This window comes from Corynebacterium lubricantis DSM 45231, from assembly GCF_000379425.1.
GTDB classification, from domain to species: Bacteria; Actinomycetota; Actinomycetes; order Mycobacteriales; family Mycobacteriaceae; genus Corynebacterium; species Corynebacterium lubricantis.
This window is the reverse complement of the sequence record NZ_KB902226.1, coordinates 60558-81223: the sequence shown is the minus strand read 5'-3', so window position 1 is coordinate 81223 and position 20666 is coordinate 60558. Positions and strand designations below refer to the sequence as shown.

The 20666-nt window shown below is 58.3% G+C and carries 20 protein-coding genes; 9 read left to right on the top strand and 11 right to left on the bottom strand.

Translation table 11 applies throughout. The annotated features are described in order from the left end of the window. The first annotated feature begins 154 nt into the window (after positions 1-154). Together A37O_RS0110885 and A37O_RS15400 are read left to right on the top strand one after the other, a co-directional pair. A complete protein-coding gene (locus A37O_RS0110885; RefSeq protein ID WP_018297532.1) occupies positions 155-1606 on the top strand; it encodes a glyceraldehyde-3-phosphate dehydrogenase in 1452 nt (483 codons plus the stop codon). A 619-nt stretch (positions 1607-2225) separates the two neighbouring features. Beyond that, positions 2226-4454: a YhgE/Pip domain-containing protein gene (locus A37O_RS15400; RefSeq protein WP_018297531.1), complete on the top strand. Its 2229-nt coding sequence runs from the start codon at positions 2226-2228 to the stop codon at positions 4452-4454. Between the two features lie 121 nt (positions 4455-4575). On the opposite strand, the gene A37O_RS0110875 is transcribed toward A37O_RS15400, so the two are convergent. After that, a complete protein-coding gene (locus A37O_RS0110875) occupies positions 4576-5031 on the bottom strand; it encodes a DoxX family protein (protein WP_018297530.1) in 456 nt (151 codons plus the stop codon). 182 nt (positions 5032-5213) lie between these two features. Between A37O_RS0110875 and A37O_RS0110870 the strand changes: the two genes are divergently transcribed. Next, complete coding sequence (locus A37O_RS0110870) at positions 5214-5426, top strand: hypothetical protein (RefSeq protein ID WP_083912652.1); 213 nt, start codon at positions 5214-5216, stop codon at positions 5424-5426. Positions 5427-5450: 24 nt separating this feature from the next. On the opposite strand, the gene A37O_RS0110865 is transcribed toward A37O_RS0110870, so the two are convergent. The 4 genes from A37O_RS0110865 to A37O_RS0110850 form a co-directional block, all read right to left on the bottom strand. Continuing rightward, on the bottom strand, positions 5451-6611 hold the full coding sequence (locus A37O_RS0110865; protein ID WP_018297528.1) for a glycosyltransferase family 4 protein: 1161 nt from the start codon (positions 6609-6611) through the stop codon (positions 5451-5453). Positions 6612-6617: 6 nt separating this feature from the next. Beyond that, positions 6618-7907, bottom strand: a complete 1290-nt coding sequence (locus A37O_RS0110860; RefSeq protein WP_018297527.1) for an NAD-dependent epimerase/dehydratase family protein — start codon at positions 7905-7907, stop codon at positions 6618-6620. Between the two features lie 148 nt (positions 7908-8055). Next, positions 8056-8466 carry a hypothetical protein gene (locus tag A37O_RS0110855; protein ID WP_018297526.1) on the bottom strand — a complete coding sequence of 137 codons (411 nt, stop codon included), beginning with the start codon at positions 8464-8466 and terminating at the stop codon, positions 8056-8058. A 29-nt stretch (positions 8467-8495) separates the two neighbouring features. Continuing rightward, complete coding sequence (locus A37O_RS0110850; RefSeq protein ID WP_018297525.1) at positions 8496-8978, bottom strand: heme-binding beta-barrel domain-containing protein; 483 nt, start codon at positions 8976-8978, stop codon at positions 8496-8498. Positions 8979-9084: 106 nt separating this feature from the next. Between A37O_RS0110850 and A37O_RS0110845 the strand changes: the two genes are divergently transcribed. Continuing rightward, positions 9085-10290, top strand: coding sequence for a YihY/virulence factor BrkB family protein (locus tag A37O_RS0110845; RefSeq protein WP_156802579.1), 1206 nt, complete (start codon positions 9085-9087; stop codon positions 10288-10290). 4 nt (positions 10291-10294) lie between these two features. Continuing rightward, on the top strand, positions 10295-10660 hold the full coding sequence (locus A37O_RS0110840; protein ID WP_018297523.1) for a DUF2200 domain-containing protein: 366 nt from the start codon (positions 10295-10297) through the stop codon (positions 10658-10660). Here A37O_RS0110840 and A37O_RS0110835 read toward each other — a convergent pair whose 3' ends face one another. Further along, positions 10661-11425 (bottom strand): HNH endonuclease family protein, encoded by a 765-nt coding sequence (locus A37O_RS0110835; RefSeq protein ID WP_018297522.1) that lies wholly within the window; start codon positions 11423-11425, stop codon positions 10661-10663. It lies immediately after the preceding gene. 126 nt (positions 11426-11551) lie between these two features. Between A37O_RS0110835 and A37O_RS0110830 the strand changes: the two genes are divergently transcribed. Further along, positions 11552-12424: a patatin-like phospholipase family protein gene (locus A37O_RS0110830; RefSeq protein WP_018297521.1), complete on the top strand. Its 873-nt coding sequence runs from the start codon at positions 11552-11554 to the stop codon at positions 12422-12424. On the opposite strand, the gene A37O_RS0110825 is transcribed toward A37O_RS0110830, so the two are convergent. Further along, a complete protein-coding gene (locus tag A37O_RS0110825) occupies positions 12421-14052 on the bottom strand; it encodes a peptide chain release factor 3 (RefSeq protein WP_018297520.1) in 1632 nt (543 codons plus the stop codon). The genes A37O_RS0110830 and A37O_RS0110825 overlap by 4 nt on opposite strands. 178 nt (positions 14053-14230) lie before the next feature. Between A37O_RS0110825 and A37O_RS0110820 the strand changes: the two genes are divergently transcribed. Further along, positions 14231-14791: an NADPH-dependent FMN reductase gene (locus A37O_RS0110820; protein ID WP_018297519.1), complete on the top strand. Its 561-nt coding sequence runs from the start codon at positions 14231-14233 to the stop codon at positions 14789-14791. Between the two features lie 57 nt (positions 14792-14848). On the opposite strand, the gene pth is transcribed toward A37O_RS0110820, so the two are convergent. Continuing rightward, positions 14849-15502: an aminoacyl-tRNA hydrolase gene (pth, locus tag A37O_RS0110815; RefSeq protein ID WP_026196316.1), complete on the bottom strand. Its 654-nt coding sequence runs from the start codon at positions 15500-15502 to the stop codon at positions 14849-14851. A 13-nt stretch (positions 15503-15515) separates the two neighbouring features. Here pth and A37O_RS0110810 point away from each other — a divergent pair, with 13 nt between their 5' ends. Next, a complete protein-coding gene (locus A37O_RS0110810; RefSeq protein WP_018297517.1) occupies positions 15516-16472 on the top strand; it encodes a nitronate monooxygenase in 957 nt (318 codons plus the stop codon). Then, positions 16469-17881, top strand: a complete 1413-nt coding sequence (locus tag A37O_RS15395; protein ID WP_018297516.1) for a DUF5129 domain-containing protein — start codon at positions 16469-16471, stop codon at positions 17879-17881. The genes A37O_RS0110810 and A37O_RS15395 overlap by 4 nt, the downstream gene beginning before the upstream one ends. Before the next feature lie 86 nt (positions 17882-17967). Here A37O_RS15395 and A37O_RS0110800 read toward each other — a convergent pair whose 3' ends face one another. Genes A37O_RS0110800 through A37O_RS0110790 form a run of 3 tightly spaced genes read right to left on the bottom strand, consistent with a single transcriptional unit; the run spans position 17968 to position 20547 of the window. Beyond that, positions 17968-18681 (bottom strand): maleylpyruvate isomerase family mycothiol-dependent enzyme, encoded by a 714-nt coding sequence (locus tag A37O_RS0110800; RefSeq protein WP_018297515.1) that lies wholly within the window; start codon positions 18679-18681, stop codon positions 17968-17970. Further along, the gene (locus tag A37O_RS0110795) at positions 18681-19508 is read right to left on the bottom strand and encodes a fumarylacetoacetate hydrolase family protein (RefSeq protein WP_018297514.1); all 828 of its coding nucleotides are present in this window, start codon (positions 19506-19508) and stop codon (positions 18681-18683) included. Before A37O_RS0110795 ends, A37O_RS0110800 begins: the two co-directional genes overlap by 1 nt. Positions 19509-19512: 4 nt before the next feature. Continuing rightward, entirely contained in the window at positions 19513-20547 is a 1035-nt protein-coding gene (locus A37O_RS0110790) for a cupin domain-containing protein (RefSeq protein WP_245533839.1), read from the bottom strand. Positions 20548-20666 lie beyond the last annotated feature (119 nt).

The window sequence follows — 20666 nt, the reverse complement described above, 5'->3', positions numbered from 1 at the left end:
GGTGTGACAAAGTACCCCCGGTACCTGTAATGACATGCCAAATCACATAAAGTTAGGGAATCGCTGGGGCATCACCCTGCCCCCGAAAACTGTTCCTTATCCACCTAAGTTAAGAGCGAAGAAGAAGAGGATTGATTTGAGCACTCAGGACAGCATGCAACAAAAGCAGGAAGACTGGAATCGTCGCCTGAAGCAAGCACAGGAAATGTTGCCGCTGATCAGTAAGCTCCATCGAGATAGCAACGCCGTTACCTCGATTTTCGGCAGGATTCTGGTGGGTGCGACCGACATCGACATTCTGAAAGCGCACCGCTTCGCACGTCGTGTCGTTTCCCGCGAGCTCTCGTTGGATGAAACCCTTCCCATCGCGCGTGAGCTGGTCACCATGGACCTGGGTTCCGCGTCGATCGATCTAGGCCGCCTAGCGAAGAACTACGGTCGCCTGGAGAACAAGGATTTGCGCGAGTACCTCGAAGAAGAACTCGCACCTGTCATCGGCGGGGACACGGAGAAGCAGGCTAAAGATGTTGTCCTCTACGGATTTGGCCGTATTGGACGCCTACTTGCCCGCATCCTGATCAAGCGCGACGCCACCTACGGAGGCGTTAGGCTTCGCGCGATCGTTGTGCGCAAGAAGGGCGACGACGACATCGTGAAGCGCGCCTCCCTGCTGCGCCGCGACTCCGTTCACGGAGCATTCGAAGGCACCATCACCGTTGACCAGGACAACGATGTGATCTGGGCGAACGGCACGCCGATCCAGATGATCTACTCGGACGACCCATCGACCATTGACTACACGTCCTATGGCATTAACGACGCCATCGTCGTGGACAACACCGGCCGCTGGCGCGATCGCGAAGGATTGTCTCAGCACCTCAAATCCACCGGTGTCAGCAAGGTCTTGCTCACCGCGCCGGGCAAGGGCGATGTCAAGAACATTGTCTACGGCATCAACCACAAAACGATCACTAACGACGATTCCGATCGCGTACTTTCCGCAGCATCGTGTACCACCAACGGAATCACCCCAGTGTTGAAGGTGATCGGCGACCGCTACGGTGTCAAGCACGGACACGTGGAAACCGTGCACTCCTACACTAACGACCAGAACCTAGCGGACAACTTCCACAAGGGACCACGCCGTGGCCGTGCTGCTGGCCTGAACATGGTGCTCACCGAAACGGGTGCAGCGAAGGCAGTCTCCAAGGCGCTGCCAGAGTTTGAAGGCAAGCTCACCGGCAATGCGATTCGCGTTCCGACCCCGGATGTATCCATGGCCGTGCTGAATCTCGACCTTGAGACTGAGGTAGACAAGGACGAGGTCAACGACTACCTGCGTCGCGTATCTACGGACTCGAACCTCCGTCAGCAGATTGATTACATCCATTCCCCAGAAGTCGTCTCCACGGACTTCGTTGGCTCGACCCACGCGGGTGTCGTCGATGGCTTAGCGACGATTGCCTCGGGAAATCACCTCGTGCTCTACGTTTGGTATGACAACGAGTACGGCTATTCCAACCAGGTGATTCGTATCGTCGAGGAGATCGCCGGTGTCCGCCCGCGCGTTCTTCCGATCCGCAAGGACCCGACCGACATTCGCTAGCATTTCAATATCTGGCATAGGCCAGGCCAGCAAACCCCAGGGATCCCCCTGGGGTTTGCTGCTTTTTGCGGCCTTGCGAAAACAACGGTACACCCACAATGGGGTGGTTCACGGTGCGTGTCCAGAGCTCCTTGCGGGGCTCGATGTGGTGTCCGGGGCGTATTCCTAGGTGTCTATTTTGGCGAGAATTAAAGATGTTTCCCCTGGGAAACTGCCTGTTCAGCGCGTTAGCGTTTCAAAGTTGGCAGGGCAGTGACCTCTTGCGAATAAAGATTCGTTTGCGTCGCTAGAAATGACATGCTCAAGGCCTATTGATTGTGTGGTGACGACTTCGGAGGCCTGGACTGTCCTCGTGTTTGTGGCGACGTGAAGTTTGCGAATTTGCCGGAAGATTTTCCCTCTATGAAAGGGGATGTGCACATGGATGGAACGAATGGAGAGTCGTCTCGGGTGCTGAATTTTGAGCGTTACGACCGAAAGGTCATGCAATTTTCTCTCATTAAGTGAGCTTATAAGTTTCGGTTTGTGCTTTTCTGCCTACTGACTAGTGTGTTACGTTTTCCACCTAATGTGACTTGACCCACAATTGGGGCACACTTTTTAGGAAGGTTCGATGTAGATGAGTTCCAGCAGAGGATTCGGCGCAGTGTTGGATTGGCGCCCACGTAGTAGTTTGGCCCGATTTGGGCTGATTGCGGTATTCATTGCCCCGCTCATTCTTTCTGTGGGATACATGTGGTCCATGTGGGACCCCACAAAATATCTTCCTGACGTGCGACTTGCCGTTGTTAATGAGGACACCGGAGAGTTCGGCGATTCCGTTGTCGATGGGTTAGTCAGCACCGATTACATGGCCTTTGAGGAGACCTCCGCGGAGCAAGCTGCAGACGGCTTGCTCCGCGGGGACTACCTGTTTACGGTGCATATTCCAACGAACTTTTCGGATGATCTGGAATCGGTGATGGATCCCAATCCAGTGAGCCCCACCGTGACCATCTCATACAACGACTTCAATGGCACTAATGGTTCGGTGCTGACTTCTGGCGTTGTCCCGAAGGTAGAGACCGCAGTTGCCGCCGGCATTCAGGAAGGATATGCAGTCAAAGTCCTCGACGGCATGAACTCACTCGGTGATGGTCTGATCAGGGCGCACGACGGATCCGTCAAATTGAATGAAGGTGCGGGGAAAGTCGACGATGGAGTGGGCAAGGCGCTCAGCGGGATCAGCGACCTACGTGATGGTTCCGGCCAGCTTGTCGACGGTACCGGGGCAGCACTCGACGGTTCCGGCCAGCTTGTCGACGGTACCGGGGCTGCACTCGACGGCTCAGGGCAGCTTGTCGATGGCACCGGGGCAGCACTCGACGGCTCAGGGCAGCTTGTCGATGGCACCGGGGCTGCACTCGACGGCTCCGGCCAACTCGTCGACGGCCAAAACCAGCTTGCTGCAGGTCTCAATCAGTTTGAAACCGAAGGTCTGGGACAGCTTGCTGATGGTGCTGTCCAGATCGACGACGGCGTCCAACAATTAACTGGCATGCTCATCCCGATGCTGGAGCAAGCTCAAGTCGCTGCTCCACACCTCTATAGCGCTGCGGAATTACTGAACTCTGTTGGTCGCAACGAGGAAGCTAATCAGATCCTTGCCGTCGCAGAACAACTCGATGGCGCTGTCGTTGGCGACCTCAACCGTTTGCGCGACGGAACCGCCCAGATGCGCGGCGAACTCAACGATCCAGGCTCCCAATTGATGAGCGGTTGGAACCAGATTACCGACGGCTCCGACCAGCTCGTCGCGGGTCAAAGTGAACTCCACGACGGACTCGTGCAAATCAATGATGGCCAGGGTGCGCTGCACGACGGGCTCATCCAGATCAACGACGGTCAGGGTGCGCTGCACGACGGGCTCACCCAGATCAACGATGGCCAAGGTGCGCTGCACGATGGACTCACCCAAATCGACGACGGCCAGCAAAGGCTCTACAGCGGTACCGGACAGCTCTACGAAGGTGGCCTTGCGTTGAAGGACGGCACAAGTGGGCTGTCCGAAGGTGTGAGCACACTTGAGGGGTCCTTGAAGTCCGGTGTGGAAAAGGCACCTCGCGTGGAAGATGTTGAGGCATCCGCTCATCAGGTCGCCGTACCCGTGTCCTTTGGCGAGGATTACCACAATGCCGTTCAGCTTGTTGTTGCCGCCGACGACCCAACAGTGAAAGAAGTCAAGGGTGGCGTCTCGATCCTATTGATCCTGGTGTTCGGTTTCTTGCTGATGGCTCTTGCTTCCGTCCTAATGCCGCACGTCATTGGTAGGAACCGATTGGACAACGCATTCGGCCCGACTGTCCGTGGATACATTGCGGCCTTCTTTGCAAACGCAATCATTCTTGCTGTCTTGGCGTCAGTTTCTGTGGCCTTTGGCTGGTCGCCTGCTAATTGGCCGATCATGATCTTCGTTTTGGCTGTCATTGCAGCGCTGGGTACGGCGATGTTCCAGATGCTTCGAAGTCTGCTGGGTCGAGTCTTCGGCGGAATGGCTTCATTGGCCACCGTTGCTTATGGAGTATTTTCCTTCGGTGCGGTCTGGCCGATCGATCTGATGCCTAAAGTCTTTGAAATGTTGAACAAAATTCACCCGATGACCTACGCGCGAGATGCCTTCGTTCGTGCTTCGGATGGCATTTATGACGGTACGTTCTTCGCTGGTCTCGGTGTCATGGGAATCTTTATCGTGCTCTCCTTCCTGGTGACCTACCTGGTCCGCCGGGCTAGGGTCCAGGGAGCTGCTCGTGAGCATAGTGAGATGAGGGCGGAGGAAACTTTGCGCGATGATGACCTAGTAAAGGTCTAGTTCCTCGCCTTCCGATTGAAATGAACGCACCTCGAGTCGCCGTGAATTTTCGGGCGACTCGAGGTGCGTTTGAGATGTATCAGTACCGCCGATGAGCAGAGGTACTGCGAACTAGTGCAAGTTAGACGTTGGATGGGACTTTGTGCGAATCGGTGTCAGCTGTTGGCTGTACTACGCGACGCTGTGCAATGAGGTGATCAAGGCTGATGCGTCCAGCGCCAGCTGCCGTCAGCGCCAGGGCGGCGGCTCCAATGGCTCCCACCAATTCCCAGCCGCCATTTTCAACGAAAAGACCGCTCGAGATGTGGACGATGATTGCTGCGCCCAGCATTTCGAGAGCGACGATGATGCCGACCCAGCGGGTAGCCAAGCCAGCGATGATGAGGATGCCGCCGAGGAGTTCAATGATCGCTGCGATTGGGGCAGACAAACCGGGGAGGGGAGCGCCCATCATGCCAAAAGATTCGGTGGTGCCGGCAAGGGTCCATTCCGTGAACTTCTGCCAGCCGTGGGCGATGAGAATGGCGCCGAGGACAATGCGGGCAACAAGCGCTGAAATGTCTTTAGTAATTTGCATTGCACGAACACTACAGATTTCAATCAATTGGTGCAAATTTAAAGCAATTTGGATGCTTGGCGCGTTCCAAACCCTTGATTGAGGATGGGTGATGGCTGCCAAAAACCAGGCGTGACCAGAGCAAATGCTAATCTATTTTGAGCGGTAACCATTCGACATGCACTCGAATACCAAGGAGAATAATGGGGAAGCCAACAAGGCCTTCGAAGCCACGGAAAGATGATGAATTTCGTGAAGAGCGAAGGCGACAACGCGCACAGCAACGCGAGGATGATGAGTATGCCCTCTATGCAGAAGACTCGTGGGGCAACGATGATCTTGGCTGGGAGGGTGGAGAGAAATCCGTTCGCGCCCGCCGCTCCGGCCACATGGGTAGGAACAGGCGGCGCCACTGAAGCACTGAATGGCTGAAACGCAGGCTATTTGCGCTTCTTCACCACGCGCTTCGAGTGTAAATCAATGGCTTCCTCGTAGTATTTCACCACTTGTTCGGTAGAAGCACGCCATGACCAACGCTCAGCTTCCTCGCGAGCAGCGGTGCTCATCTTTGCGCGCAGGTTTTCGTCGTTAAGCACACACGCGAGCGACTCTGCCCATTGCGCGTCGGGCGCAGCCGGGTCGACTAAGAACCCGGTGATGCCGTCGTCGATGACGAACGGGATGCCGCCGGCTTTGGCTCCGACGACGGGAACTCCCGAGGCGAAGGATTCGAGAGCGACGAGCCCGAGTGTTTCTGTCTCGGAGGGGAAGCAGAACACGTCGCCGGAGGCGAAGGCCTCGGCGAGCTCGGCGCCCGACATATACCCAGTAAACGTCGTCCAGGCGGGATCCAGCGTTTTCATGAGCTCGTCGCGCTGTGGCCCCGAGCCCACCATGGCCAGGCGGGCGCTGGGAACGAGCTTGCGCAATTCGACCATGATGCCGGCGAGTCGATCCAGGCCTTTCTCGCGACTCATTCGACCGACGTAAATCACCAAAGGTGCCTCTGGGTGGCCGTTCGTGAGTTTCTCGCGCATGGCGCGGGAGTAACGCTGCGGTGTGTAGCCAACGGTGTCCACAGACTTAGGCCACAGTTTCACGTTGCGGATCCCGGTGTCGGCGGCCTTTTTCATCATGGGCCCCGAGGTGACTAGATTGATTTCCGCCTGGTTGTGCAGGTAGCGGATCCAGGAAGCGGCGGGTTGGCGCAGCCAACCAATCTTCAGAGATTCCGTGTACTCGGGCACGTTGGTATGGAACGAAGCTACCAGGGGCACGTTGCGACGCCTTGCCGAGAGCACCCCATAGGCGGCCAAGGCCACGGGGTTCACGGAATGGACGATATCGGGCTGGAACTCCTCCATCCTCCGCGCGATGGCGGGGGTGGGGAGGCCAACGGAGATCTCCGGATACACGGGTTTGAAGGACACCCCGCGGACGCGCTGGATATCGAATCCGGCGTAGGTCGCCGGCGGATCGCCGGGGGCGAAGAGCTGTACTTCGTGGCCCATTTCTGCCAATTGATCCAAAGTGCCCGTGATGCGGGTAACCACTCCGTCAATTTTTGGCAGAAAGACCTCCGTGAACATGGAGATCTTCATTGTGTCTTATGCCTTTGCTGCAGCGGTGGACTGGCTCGCGCCGCCAGCGGACTCTGCCGACTCTGGGGTTTCATCTTCCGCAACGGAGGAAGGAACGCCTTCCGCCTGGTTCTCGGTCCACAGGGAGCGGGCCGGGATCTTGGACATATCCGCGCGGTCGGCGTACTTGCGGGCGATCTCCTCGACCTCATGCAGCAGACCATTTTCCAGCTTCGTTGGGTTCAGACCCAGATCCAGGAAGGTGTCGTTGACTACGTGGAGTTCGTTTTCCGCGGACTCCTTACGTGGGTTTGGCACCATTTCCACCTGTGCACCGGAGATCTCAGCGATGAGGTTGGCCAGATCGCGCACGCGGTGAGTTTCGGTCATCTGGTTGAAGATATTCACGCGCTCACCAGCAGCAGGCGGGTTCTCCAGGGCAATCTGAACACACTTGACCATGTCGCGGATGTGAATGAACGCGCGGGTCTGGCCACCAGTGCCATGCACAGTCAGCGGGTAGTTCACTGCGGACTGCATGAGGAAGCGGTTGAGCACGGTGCCGTAGTCGCCGTCGTAATCGAAGCGGTTGATCAGGCGCTCGTCCTGCTCGGTCTGTGGGGTGTTGGTGCCCCAGATGATGCCCTGGTGCAGGTCGGTGATGCGCAGCTCATCGTTCTTGGCGTAGTACGCGAACAGGTGCTGATCCAGCACCTTAGTCATGTGGTACACAGAACCTGGGTTGGTGGGGTAGAGAACCTGCTGGTCAATCAGGTGTGGCTCAACGGAGTTGCCGTTCTCGTCCTCGTCGACCTCCACCTTGATGTCCAGGTAGCCCTCAGGAATCTTCATGCCCGCGGTGCCGTAGCCGTAGACACCCATGGTGCCCAGGTGAACGACGTGGATGTCCTGGCCAGAATCCACGATGGCAGCCAACACATTGTGGGTCGCATTCGTGTTGTTATCTACGGTGTAGCGCTTGTTGCGCGAGTTCTTCATGGAGTATGGCGCAGCGCGCTGTTCCGCAAAGTGGATTACAGCGTCTGGCTGGTAGTCGTTGAACAGTGCCAGCAGTGCGTCATAGTCCTTGGCCACGTTAATGTTTTCGAAGCCGATCTCCTTGCCGGAGATCTCCTTCCACGCAGCGATGCGCTCCTCAATGGAACGGATTGGGGTAAGTGATTCCGCGCCGAGCTCCTTATCGATCTCACGACGGGACAAGTTATCTACGATAACCACGTCATGGCCTAGATCCGACAAGTGGAGGGATGCTGGCCAGCCGCAGAAACCGTCGCCGCCCAAGATTGCGATCTTCACTTAATACTCCAAAAAATTTCAGTGGACAGGAAAAAGTGTGCAAGTTGCACGCTGTCTATCCACACTAGTCCCTGTACCACGAGCCTGCCTGTTCCGCGGGGTTAATTTCAGGTGACATGTCCGCAGCGCGGGGCATTATCGATGTGGGCTAGAGCACTCGCTTCTCGACGATCAACCCCACGTTGATAGTTTCCAGCTCGACTTGGTCGGTGTCCGCCGGCAACGCGCGCAGCTCCGCCTGGGTCTCTGGGGTCAGCGGGATGATCCACCCCAGGGTGGGATCCAACGCCGGTGGGCCGTCTTGTTCCACGGGGACCCAGGTGACCGGCCTTTCGTCGCGAAGCGTCATGCGCAGCGGTTCCTCAGTGCCTCGGACCAGCTGAAATGCCCTCTCGTCGAGGGTGACAATGACGATGATGTCTTTCGTATCCGGGGTGATGTGCGCGGTGTGCACATTTAAGACATCGACTTCGGTGATGGCGACCTCGTCGGGGTAGTCAACGAGTTCGGGGTATTTTTCCGTGCCGAGAAAAGTACGGATGCGATCAAGAAGGCCCATAGGAATGAGTGTAGTAAAGCGAATCGACGCTAGCGTTTCTCCAACTCGCTGCGCAGATGGTTCTGCATCTCCTGGCCCACCGCCTGCATGGAAAACTCCGTGGTCAGCACAGTCTTCGTGGTATCGAAATGATAGCGACGCGCGGTGGCATCGACGTGTTTCGCGCTTGAGGAATTAACCACCTGCGACTCAGTAAAGACGAAAGTCACTTCCTCGCCACTGCGCTCCACGACGCCTTCGAGCAGTTCCGTCTGACCCGTGGGTTGGGCAATGATGAACTCCACAGTGGTCTCGGACGTGGGGCGTAAAAAACCTACCTCGGTGTGCATGGGGTTGCCCTCGGGGCTCTGAGTCTTTTGCTCGTAGCGGAAGAAAGGCTTATTGGGCACGGTAGTAAAGGTCAGGGTCTCTGAATACGAAAAGCTCTCGATGGTGGGGTAGTGGCCGCTGCCTGCACCAACCCATTCACCGGCAAGAAACGCAAACGGCGCAACATTGTCGTGGAGTTCCATGGGCCCCATAGTAGAAGAAATAGTCGAAGAACCTGATCTCTTTTGTGCTGCAGTTTTAATGAAGTTCAACTCAGCGAAAAGCGCGCACCCCGGTACCCTAAACGGCATGAGCGAGAAGGACCCTCAAGAAGGAGCCAGCCCGACGGCCCCCGGAGCCACCTCCGCCGACTTCATCGTTCCCGTTGGCGGGAGCCGGGCCCACGTAATTTATCAACACGACGATAAAGCGGACCCCTTGGCGCCGGGGAACCGGCTGACGTGGCAAAGCTGGTGGCTTGTCATTCGTCGAACCTGGAACGATTTCTTCTTAAACAAATTCTTGGATCGAGGAGCAGTCCTCGCCTTTTTCATGCTCCTCTCCTTTGCCCCAACCGTGCTGTCCGCATACTCCATCGCCATATTGGTGTTGGCGCGCAACGAAGACACGGTCAATTCGCTGGCAGATCAATTGATCAATGACTATGTCCCCAATGAGATCGCGGAGCCGGTGCGTCGCGCCTTCGAATCGATCATCGGCTCCGCCTCGCAGGGCACGGTCGCCCTGATTATCGGTGTGGCCTTCGCGCTGTTTTCCTCCTCGGCCTACGTGCGCGCATTCGCACGCTCCTCGAATTCCGTGTACGGGCGCGTTGAAGGGCGAGCCTCCATCCGCCAGTGGCTGACAATGTGGGGCCTGACATTTGGACTTGTGATCGGTGCCGTTTTGATGCTGGGTGCGTTCTTGTTGCGCGAAGACATTGTGAAATTCTTCCTCGAACCGATCGCGGAACCTCTGGGGCTGACCGGGACGCTTGAGTTTCTGGTCGGGATCTTTTTGCCCGTGTGGCAGTGGCTGCGCTACCCGGTGATAGCGATCATCGCGGTTTTACTGGTGGCCATGCTTTACTACTTTGCTCCGAACGTGCGCCCCTCGCGTTTTCGCTGGCTCACCTTCGGTTCAGTGATCGCCCTGGTGTGCATTGCTTTAGTGCGGTGGCTGTTTGACCTCTACCTGTCGTATTTCGCCGGCGCCAGTGCCTACGGAGCCATCGGTACGCTGGTGGCCGCGCTAATCGCAGTATGGGTGATGAATATCGTGTTGATCGTCGGCGTGAAAATTGATGCGGAAGTACTGCGGGCCAAGGAATTGCAGGTCGGCTACGATTCCGAGAAAACGATCCAGTCCCCGCCTCGATCGAGCACCGCCTCCGTGCAGTACGCAAAGACGCAGCAAAAGCTTGAGTCCGCGGCCAAGACGATCAAAGAAAAACATGCCAACAAGCGCTCTGAGGAGGAGCGTGTTGGTAAAGAACAAGTAGAGGAGGGAAAATAACACCATGAAAACGAACGAGAAAACTCTCCAACGCGTCTACAAAATGCCTTTCGGGTCGATTTACCCGCTGTACGTGGAAAAGGTAGAGAAGAAAGGCCGCACCACCGCGGAGCTCGACGACGTGTTGTGCTGGCTGACCGGCCACGACGAGGAAAGCTTGCACGCGGCCGTGGAGTCCGAAGAGACGCTGAGCGAATTTTTCGACGCCGCACCCAACATGAACCCGAACGTGGATTTGATCACCGGCGTCATCTGCGGTGTGCGCGTTGAAGATATCGAGGAACCGTTGATGCAGAAAATCCGCTACATGGATAAGGTCGTCGACGAGCTCGCAAAGGGCAAGAAGTTAGAAAAGATTAAGCGAGCCTAGCTAGCCCGCCGCCGGCGCACAGGAATCAAGTTGCCTGGTTAAGGCTTCGTGCTCGGCGGGAGCGACCCACAGGCCGTAAGCGTGCTTGACCTCGATCTGTTTCGCTGCGAATTCGCACCGGTACGGCTTATACGGTGGCAGCCACGTGGCGGCATCTCCTGCGCCCTTTTGCCGGTTGAGGCTCATCTCCACGGCAACGAGATTGCGCGGATCGTGCGCAAATGTGCGCCTGGTGTGATCGTCCCACTGGAAGGCGCCGGTTTCCCAGGCGTTGGCCAGGCTGACGCGGTGGTCGATCTCGATCTGCCCGTCGCCGCGGTTGAAATCGATGTACTCATTGGAATAGGGGTCTCGAATCACGCCCCACGTGACGGTGCACCCGTCTGCGTCGTAGGCCACGTAATCGGACTGCCAGGCCAGGATGAGATTGCGGGTATCGCAGCTGCCATCGATGACATCGAGCCCCTTGTTATTCGACCATTCGTCGCCGAACAGTTCGCGTTCATATCCGCCCCGCCCGGCCTTACCTTTGACCTCGAGTTCTGCCAGCTGCTCGCGGGCAGTGGATTCGAGATCACCGGCCTCAGGCTGCGCGGGTTCCGGTTCCGGAGCTGGTTCAGGCACCGGCTCCGGTTCCGGTTGCACTTCGAGCACGCTACCCGGTGGAAGGGGAGAGCCTTCGGGAGTTTCAGCGGAGTAAAAGTAGACCCCACAGCACGCGGCAACAACAAGGCCGATAAGAAGCGAAGAACGGAATTTTTTCACAGTAGTTCCAGCCTATCGGGCACCATCGACACGACAGAATTCCTTCACAACTATGTTCGGAGACCAAAGGTTATTGCTGCTGGTGCGGGCTACAAATTTGTAGTGAAAGGACTAGAATTTGGTGGCATGATCGATGCAACAGACACAGCCCTTGTCATTGAAGGCGGTGGCATGCGCAATTCCTATACCGCCGGTGCCATTGTCAGACTCATCGAACACGACGTGCAGTTTGGGTGGGTCGGAGGTGTCTCGGCTGGTTCTTCGCACCTGTCTAGCTATGTCTCCCGCGACGCACCTCGGGCAAAAGCCGCGTTTACTACCTTTGCGTCTCACCCGCAGTTCGGCGGCTGGCAGTCCATGATCCGGGGCACCGGCTACTTCAACGCCGAGTTCATCTATGAGAACTCCCAGGAGGCGCTCCCATTCGATTGGGAGACTTTCCGCGACAACCCGATCGACGTCCACATCGATGCCACCCGCGCCGATAACGGCGAAACCAAGACGTGGAATCGTGAGGATCTCCGCGAGCGCGAAACGGTGCTGGCAGCGGTGCGCGCCTCGTCGACGCTTCCGCTGGTGATGCCCATGCGCATTATCGACGACGCACCCTACGTCGATGGAGCCCTCGGCGAATCAGGTGGCCTACTCATCGACGCCGCGGAGCGCGCCGGGTACTCCAAATTCCTGGTCATCGCATCAAGGACGCGGGATTATTGGAAGCCCGAAGTCTCACGCCCCGAGGCGTTGAAGCGACTCTTCCGTAAGTACCCGGCCGTGGCAGAAGCTCAGATCACGCGCCCAGCTCGCTATAACGCGTCGAAAGAACGCATCCTCGATCTGGAGAAAGAAGGCCGGGCCCAGGTGTTCTTCCCGGAGACCATGCCCGTTGACGTCAGCGAACGACGCGTACCCAAGCTGGAGGCCTCCTATGCGCTCGGTCTCTCCCAGGTCGACCGCGAGTGGGAGTCCTGGATGCAGTTCCTTCAGCTCGGGAGCTAGTCGGCCACCAGCGGTTCGATGGTCAGGTGTGGATTCTCCTTCTCCACGAAGGCGAGCTTCCACTTGTCGCCAAATAGCGCGATGAGTTCGCCATCGGTGCGCGTGAAGATCTCCACCCCGCGCTGGCGTCCCAGTTCCGCAGCGGAGGCTTCGTCGGTACGTCGCGCCACCGAGTATGGAATCGGCTCCGTGACGGTTTCGACGTTGTACTCGTTTTCCATGCGCGCTTGCATGACCTCGAACTGCATCGGACCCACGGCAGCCATGACGGGAGCCGCGTCGCCACGCAGATCGTTGCGCAGGATTTGCACAACACCCTCGGCATCGAGCTGCTCGAGTGCCTTGCGGAACTGCTTGTACTTGCCCAGCGACTTCGCGCGCAGCGTGCGGAAATGCTCCGGAGCGAACTGCGGCATCGGAGGGTATTGCACCTTGCGACCCTCAAAAATCGTGTCACCAGGCGCGAGCGAACCGGCGTTAACTAGGCCGATAATGTCGCCAGGGAAGGCAGTTTCCACGGTGTCACGGCTGCGACCGAACACGGTCAGCGCGTACTTCGTCGAAAAGCTGCGTTCCGATTGTGCGTGCGTGACCTGCATGCCACGATCGAACTCGCCCGAAACGACGCGCATAAACGCGAGCGTATCGCGGTGATTTTTGTCCATGCCGGCCTGGACCTTAAAGACAATGCCGGAGAAGGCATTGTCGAGGTCGCGGTACTCATCCATCGCGCTTGTCGACGATGCCACTGCCTTCGGATCGGAGGCGCGACCGGCAGGTGCGGGTGCGATGGCGCACAGGGTGTCGAGGATCTGGTGCACACCAAAGTTGAGCATCGCGGAGGCGAAGATCAGGGGAGAGGTCACGCACTGCTCGAAGAGCTCCTGGTTGTGGGTGGCTCCGTCGGCGGCGAGAAGCTCGGCCTCCATGACGGCGGTTTCCCAGGCGTCGCCCTCTTTTTCGTCGGCCTCCGCCGGGGTGTAGTCCTCCTCTGGCGCGATGGTGGAGCCACCCGCGGTGCGAGTGAAGTGGGTGTAGTTGTCTACTTCGCCATCATCGTTGACGTGGGCGAGACCGCGGAAGTCGCCGGCCTCGCCGACAGGCCAGTACAGCGGGGTCGGCTGCAGGTCGATTTCGGTGACGATCTCGTCGACGAGCTCAAGTGGCTCGCGGCCGATGCGGTCCCACTTGTTAATCACAGTAACGATGGGCAGTCCGCGGGCCTTACACACGCGGAAGAGCTTGAGCGTCTGCGGCTCGAGACCCTTGGACGCATCGATGAGCATGACCGCGGCGTCCACGGCAGAAAGCACACGGTAGGTATCCTCCGAGAAGTCGGAGTGACCCGGCGTGTCCACGAGGTTGATAACAAAGGGCTCGCCTTCGTAGTCTTCCGGCTTGTATTCGAACTGCAGCGCAGACGACGCGATGGAAATGCCACGGTCTTTTTCCATGTCCATCCAGTCGGAGACAGTGGACTTACGATTGCCCTTGCCGTGAACTGCGCCCGCCTCGGAAATTACGTGTGCATGCAGCGCCAAGGCCTCGGTCAGGGTGGACTTACCTGCATCGGGGTGTGCAATAACTGCGAATGTGCGGCGACGTGCTGCTTCCGTAAGCGTACTCATGGGGATTAAGAGTAGTCGGTAGGCCTATAAAACACCGAGACGGGCCAGCTGAGTGGAGGCTGTATGTCTGCGAGTTCTGTAGAAGTTTTCTTAAAGAGTGAATCTTGAATTGCACATCCGCGAAACTTTACTACAATGTTCAAGGAAAGATGACTTGTCAACAAAGAAAGATTTTAGAATGACCAAGATTGGTATTTTTGTCGGATCCATCCGCGAAGGCCGCTCCGCAGAGGCCGTCAAGCAGTGGGTTGCAGACGCAGCTGCGAAGCGCGAAGGCGCAGAGTACGTCATGCTCGACCTGAAGGAATTCAACGTTCCACTGCTCGAGTCCGCAACCGTTCCAGGTGCAGCTAACAAGCAGTACGACGATGAGAACGTCAACGCTTGGTCCCAGGCAGTTGATGCTTGTGACGCATACGTTTTCATCACCCCTGAGTCCAACCACTCCGTACCAGGACCTATGAAGAACGCTTTCGACTCCCTCGGTTCCGAGTGGGCCGGCAAGCCAGTCGCATTCGTCGGCTACGGCGCTTCGGGCGGCGTTCGTGCGGTTGAGCACTGGCGCACAATCGTGGCTAACTTCGCCATGATCGCTATTCGCAACCAGATCGAGCTTTCCCTGTTCACCGAGTTCGGCCCAGAAGGCCTGCAGCCAGCAGATCGCAAGGGCGGCGAGCTGGAGAACATCCTCAACGAGCTCGAGCAGACCACCGAGGCAATTGCTAAGGTCAACCAGTAGTCTCTAGCAGCAGCAACGTTTAATCCGTACCTTCCCGCAAGGGTGGTACGGATTTTTCTATTTCCGGCGGCGAGAATTCACTTGATTCTGCGCCTTCGCCAAGCCTTCGGCCGCAATGAGAGCCGCAGCTTCGCCAGCGCGAGTGATCTGGTCCTCGAATTCGGGGCCACTATCGGCCTGACCCAGGACCCACTCGGGGATCGACTGGTTCGCATTCGGACGGCCGATGCCAATCCGCACGCGGTTATAGTCGCGAGTGCCCAGATGCTCGGTCAGAGATTTCAACCCATTGTGGCCGTTTTCGTTGCCACCGAGCTTGACGCGCACCTCGCCCGGAGGCAGATCCAACTCGTCGTGAAGCACGATGATGTGATCGGGGGAAATGCCGAGCTGTGCCGCGATGGGAGCGATCCCTTCACCAGAGACATTCATATATGTGGTCGAGCGAGCGAAAGCGAGTCCGTCTCCCACTGCTGCCAAAGCCTTGCGGCCCGGCACAGGCTCCAAACGCAGGCCCCGCTTGCTCAATAGGAGGTCAGTGGCCATGTAACCCACGTTGTGCCGAGTTGTTTCATATTTCGCCCCGGGATTTCCCAAACCCACAATCAGCCACTCGGCCGCCACACCTTCGAGTGGGGAGCCGGGAAGGGTAGTTGGAGATGAGCCAAATATGCGACGAAGAAAATTAAACACGCTGCAATTGTTCCACATCTATGATGGCCCCATGGATTTCGTACTCCCACATGTTCTTGCTGCTCCGATGGCCGGCGGTCCCTCGACCCCTGAGCTGGTAGACGCAGTCTCCTTTGGATTCTTAGCCTTTGGCACCTGCAGCGTCGACGACGCACGCGCGCAGCTTGCACGCACAACCGGCGATTATGGAGTCAACCTCTTTAGCGAACAAACCGAAAAGCCCGAGGACACCGACGTAGAGTCGATCGCCGCAGAGCTCGGCGTCGAAGTTCCCACGGCTGATCTCACTTGCGGATATCCGGCCAAGTTCGCCGCAGTCCTCGATGCAATCGATGCTGGTCGCGGCCCACGGGTGGTGTCCACGATGTTTGGCTGCTTCCCTGAAACAGACATCCAGGCCCTCCACGAGCGTGGGGTCGAGGCCTGGGTCAACGTGACCAATCCGGAGGACGCGCTCACAGCCACGCAGCGCGGCGCCGACAAACTGGTCGTGCAAGGCCCAAACGCAGGCGGGCACCGCGGCACGTGGAGTATCACCGCCGAACCCGATTGGCGCAGCCTGCCCGAACTTTTCGCGGCGGTGCGAGAGGTCACCGATCTTCCGCTCATCGCCGCCGGAGGTGTGCGCACCTCGAGCGACATCGCACAGCTTATCGAGTTTGGTGCGGTCGCGGTGATGTGTGGTTCGGCATTTTTGCTTGCCGACGAGGCCGGCACCTCGGAATTCAACCGTGAATTGTTGGCGGCGGGTGGGTCGTCGACAAGCACTCGTGCGTTCTCGGGACGCTACGCGCGTGGCCTAGAGACGACCTTTACCCGCGAGCACCCTGACATGCCCGCTATTTATCCGTATCTCAACGCGATGTTGAAACCGCGGCGCAGCGACCTAGACTTTGCTTATTGTCTGGTCGGGGAGCCGGCGGCGCAGCTGCATGCTGGGTCTGCGAAGGGGATCGAGCAGCGCTTACTAGGTACCCTGGAGGTATGACACTTCGCTCTCGGGTTATCGGGTTGGTTGCGGCTACCGTCTTTGTCGGAATCGGCACCGCGCCAACCCTCGTGTTTGCGCAAGACGCGCAGGATCCTGCTGTTACCGTGTCCGTGGAAAATCCCGATGGGCGACTCAGCGATTCTGATGCGGGTCGCCTCGTCGAGCGCGCCGGGGCCCTGGAGTATCCCGAGGTCGTCGATGGGGTGACCTACCTGGTCTTCGATGATTACTCGGGTGGTCAAGACTATGACTCCGTGTTCAATGATGCGGTGGAGCAGTACGCTCGCGCCCAGCGTCCCGACCTGATCGATGGTGAATTCTTCGCCGACGGAAATTTGATCGTCGGTGTGGGCTACAATCCAAATTTCAATGGCGTGTACTGCGGAAACGACGTCTGTGACGAGCTTGATTTGTGGGAGGGGCAGCACCTCGATCGGTCGCTGGAAGCCGCGCGCGATGATCTGCGCAATGACAATATAGTTTCCGGATTGCTCGCCACGACCGAAGTTGCGCTTGATCCTACGGCGGGTTCGGGTGGTTCCGGAGACGGTTCCGGGGCGATAGTTGGCGGGATTCTCGGGGGAGTTGGAGTGGTGGCCGCCGCCGCGGGAGGCACCTACGCCGTGCGCAATCGGAATAAGAGACGGGCAAACGAAGCCCGCGATAACTACGCTTTTGTGATGGCCCACTACGGCAGCGTGGCCGGCCGACTCGATGCGATTGATGTCCGCGCGCACTCGCTGACCTCGCCCCTTGCGAACGCAAAGTTGCGCAAGGAATGGGAGGAGGTGCGCGATAAGTTCCTCTCGCTTCACGACGAGGTCCAGGACTTCGACTCGATTACAACAGACTCGGACGACAAAGCCTATCGCAGCAAATACGACGCACTGAAGCAGGCCGCGCAGACGACCAGGCAGGTTGCCACGGCAGAAGAAAACATCAACATGATTTACGCGGTGGAACATGGCGACCGGCCCGCCCGCATGCAAGCGGCGGATGATCTTTACCGCGACATGCTCAAAGCCCAAACCGTGGCGAAAAGCGATGTCTTACAAAAACAGGCACGCGAACTCGGTGATCGTGCGTTTGCACTGCGCGACGATGCCGACGCCGATGACTTCCTCGATCAGTATGTCCAGTTACTTAGCGACTGCTCTACAGTCGTCGGGCTCATCGACGAACAGGAGTTCAGCGACGTGAAGCGCACGACCGAGCGCGAGGAGCCGCGCCTCTACGACTCCAACTACCGAGTGGGCACAGGCGTGTACAACTACGTTCCATTTGGGATGGTGTACTCCTGGCACCAGCGCGATGTGGAAACACACGAAGCTGCGCAATCGAGTTCCTCAACCAATACGAGCTTTAGCTCGGGCTTCTCCGGTGGTGGCGGTTCGGGTAGGTTCTAGCTCTGATCCAAACACCAAAACCCACCTGGAACCTTCCGCAGTAGGAAGGTTCCAGGTGGGTTTAATCGTCGTCAAGCGAACTGCTCTTAGAGCCAGCGAGGTGGCTGCGGAGCGTCCTCATTGACGCCGCGGCCTCCGCGACCCGTTGCCCAACGCGCGAGGCCCTGGAGGTTGCCTCGCACTTCGGTGGTCGGGGTGCCGGAGACCTCGATGCGCTCGTCGGTGTCGGTGTTGACCAAAACGAGGCCCTTACCGAGACCGCCGCCGCGCCACTTGCCCGCGATCTCCGGGAGGAGAGTGGACAAGATGACCTCGGGGATGTCTGCGAAACCAGCGTTGACGTTCAGGTCAACGGCGTGGATCCAGACCTCACGGGTGCGCATCCACAAGGTTTCAGACGCCGGAACCGTGCGGCCCTGTGCCGTCTTGACCTCGTGTGACCACGCCTCTTCGGACGCGTCGCGCCAGGCGACGTCGAGGCGGACCAACGTGTGGTCGTGCAGGTTGCGGATCGCATCAGGAATCAGCGTCGCGCCGTACTCGATCTCCGTGCCGCGGGCATCGGGAGAGGAATACATGGGGTGCTCCACGCCGGTTTCCGCCCACTCCATCAGGTTGCACAGCGCCGCTGCGTTGTACGCAACGTGTGCAGCCAAGTGGGAGACGGACCAACCTTCGAGGAGGGTATCGCGGCCGAAATCGGCGTTGTCAATGAGCGCCAGCTGGCCCGAGTAGTGGGCGGTGCCACGTCGGGTGAGCTGGAGTCGCTCCTCAATAGATAGGTCGTGGAAGGAGCTCATTACTCGAACACCGTCTTGTTCGCTACGTAGCCCAGGCCGTCGATTTCAACCTTCACGGTCTCGCCGTCGCCGATGTAGCGCTTTGGATCGCGAGCGTGGCCGACGCCACCTGGGGTACCGGTGACAATGACATCGCCAGCATCCAGTGGGTAGATGTGGGAGATGTACTCAACCAGAGCCTCTGGGTTAAACACCAGATCGTCGGTTGGGGTGGACTGCATCTTCTCGCCCTCGAGGTAGGTAGCCAGCTCGCCGCCGAAGGTGAAGTCATCCTTGGTGGTCATCCATGGACCGAATCCAGCGGTCTTCTCGAAGGACTTGCCCTGGTGCCACTGCAAGGTGCGGTACTGGTAATCGCGCATGGTGTAGTCGTTCATAACGGCGTAGCCAGCGATGTGATCGTTGGCATCGGCAGCCTTGACCCGGCGGGTGCGCTTGCCGATGACAACAGCCAGCTCGCCTTCCCAGTCGAGCTCGGCGTTGGCGTACTCAGGAACCAAAACGTCGTCGAAAGGACCGGTCAGTGCGTCTGGGAACTTCACGAACAGGGTAGGAACTGCAGGAAGGTTGCGGCCCATTTCCTTGATGTGGTTGGCGTAGTTCAAGCCAACGCAAACGATCTTGTTTGGTGCTGGAACAACTGCTTCGAGGTCGGTCTGCGCGAACTCGATCGCGTCGCCGGAAGCATCCTTGGCGATCTGCTCCCAGTTCTCTTCCTGAAGCAGGTCGCCGACGTTAGCGTAGCCGTCGATTTTGACAGCAGAGTTCTCTGCCTCGACGCGTGCGGCGAAAGTGCCCTGCTGAGAACGAATTGTTGCTAGGCGCATAAAATTAGATTCCTTCCGGAGTGTAGGTACGTGCGAGATCGAGTTTCTCAAAGATCGGGTGATCAGAGAAGTTGAACAGGTCAGCGCCAGCGTCGCCGGCCTCGATGTGCCACTTCTTCCACGATGGAACGTTGAAGATGTCGCCGTGCTGCAGATCAAACTTCTGGTCTCCAATATACGCGGTGGCAGAGCCCTCGAAGAGCTGGAAGACACGGTTGCCCACCTCGTGCACAGGCACGGTGGCAGCGTTCGGACGCAGGCGGTGGAACTCAGCACGGATGGTGGACATGACATCCCCACCGGTGGTTGGGTTGGTGAAACGGATTGCTGCGTGTCCTGGGGAGACAACGCCAGGGAAGCCTTCGTCCTCGAGCTTGAGCTGCTCGTTGAGCGCTGCGTCGGTGTGCTCCCACGCGTAGCGGCCGATTGGGGAAGCGGACTGCTGACCTGGGTAAGACACAGGGCGCAGGCCAGGATGAGCCCAGAGGCGCTCTCCGCGGGAGTACTCAGGGGTGGACTCGTCGGTCAGCTTCTCGGTGCCGTACTCGAAGAAGCCGGTGTCCATCTGGCGTGCGAATGGAATATCCAGGCCGTCGAGCCAGGCCATTGGCTCGGAGGCAATGTTGTGGTGGCCGTGGAAGTTCCAGCCTGGGGTGAGCAGGAAGTCGCCGCGCTTCATTGGCACAGCGTCGCCGTTAACAACGGTCCAGACACCCTCGCCCTCGATGACGAAGCGGAAAGCGTTCTGGGAGTGGCGGTGCTCAGGGGCGTTCTCGCCAGGTGCCAGGTACTGGATTGCAGCCCACAGGGTAGGGGCGATGTAGGTGTTGCCGCCGAGGCCTGGGTTCGCCATGCCGATTGCGCGACGCTCCCCGCCACGGCCGACAGGAACGAGCTCGCCGGAGCGCTGAGCCATCTTGTACAGCTCTTCCCAGTCCCAGTGATAAGGGATGGCGTCTGGCTCTGGGCTGTTTGGCATGAGTCCGCCGATCTGGCGCCACAGTGGCTTCAGATGCATCTCGTCCATGCGCTTGTACATGGCATCGAGCTCTGCCTGCTCTTCTGGAGTCGCTTCAGGGACCTTGAATTCAACGTGCTCTTTGGAGTAGTCGTTTTCGCTGCTCACGGTTCTAACCTCCTGTTGGTGAAGCCTGTTTG